A 1,193-nucleotide genomic window follows, 5' to 3' on the forward strand; every position below is an offset into this window, starting at 1 on the left:
AAATGGCAAAAGGCAAGTTTGAGCGTACGAAGCCGCACGTGAACGTGGGCACGATCGGTCACGTGGACCATGGCAAGACGACGCTGACGGCGGCGATCACGACGGTGCTGTCCACGAAGTTCGGTGGCGAGGCGAAGGCGTACGACCAGATCGACGCGGCGCCGGAAGAGAAGGCGCGCGGCATCACGATCAACACGGCGCACGTGGAATACGAGACGGCCAACCGCCACTATGCGCACGTGGACTGCCCGGGCCACGCCGACTATGTGAAGAACATGATCACGGGTGCTGCCCAGATGGACGGCGCCATCCTGGTGTGCTCGGCCGCTGACGGCCCGATGCCCCAGACGCGCGAGCACATCCTGCTGGCCCGCCAGGTGGGCGTGCCCTACATCATCGTGTTCCTGAACAAGTGCGACATGGTGGACGACGCCGAGCTGCTGGAGCTGGTTGAAATGGAAGTGCGCGAGCTGCTGTCCAAGTACGACTTCCCTGGCGACGACACCCCGATCATCAAGGGCTCGGCGAAGCTGGCGATGGAAGGCGACAAGGGCGAGCTGGGCGAAGGCGCGATCATGAAGCTGGCCGATGCGCTGGACAGCTACATCCCCACGCCCGAGCGCGCGGTGGACGGTGCGTTCCTGATGCCGGTGGAAGACGTGTTCTCGATCTCCGGTCGCGGCACGGTGGTGACGGGCCGCGTGGAACGCGGCATCGTGAAGGTTGGCGAGGAAATCGAGATCGTGGGCATCACCCCGACGGTGAAGACGACCTGCACGGGCGTGGAAATGTTCCGCAAGCTGCTGGACCAGGGCCAGGCGGGCGACAACGTGGGTATCCTGCTGCGCGGCACCAAGCGCGAGGAAGTGCAGCGCGGCCAGGTGCTGTGCAAGCCCGGCTCGATCAAGCCGCACACGCACTTCACGGCCGAGGTGTATGTGCTGAGCAAGGACGAAGGTGGCCGTCACACGCCGTTCTTCAACAACTACCGTCCCCAGTTCTACTTCCGCACGACGGACGTGACGGGTGCGATCGAGTTGCCCAAGGACAAGGAAATGGTGATGCCTGGCGACAACGTGACGATCACGGTGAAGCTGATCGCCCCGATCGCCATGGAAGAAGGCCTGCGCTTTGCCATCCGCGAAGGCGGCAAGACCGTGGGCGCCGGCGTCGTCGCCAAGATCATGGAGTAA

The 1,193-nt window shown here is 64.0% G+C and carries 1 protein-coding gene; it reads left to right on the forward strand.

Features of this window, described 5'->3' with window-relative positions; all coding sequences use genetic code 11:
* Positions 1 to 2: 2 nt before the first annotated feature.
* Positions 3 to 1,193 (forward strand): elongation factor Tu, encoded by a 1,191-nt coding sequence (gene tuf, locus ACO2Q9_RS20630; protein ID WP_423314220.1) that lies wholly within the window; start codon positions 3 to 5, stop codon positions 1,191 to 1,193.

This window comes from Variovorax sp. VNK109 (assembly GCF_049445855.1).
Taxonomy (GTDB): domain Bacteria; phylum Pseudomonadota; class Gammaproteobacteria; order Burkholderiales; family Burkholderiaceae_C; genus JAGOCV01.

What these genes read in the sequence shown, in the direction of transcription:
- tuf (WP_423314220.1), top strand. Translation starts at nt 3, where the DNA reads ATGGCAAAAGGCAAGTTTGAGCGTACGAAGCCGCACGTGAACGTGGGC.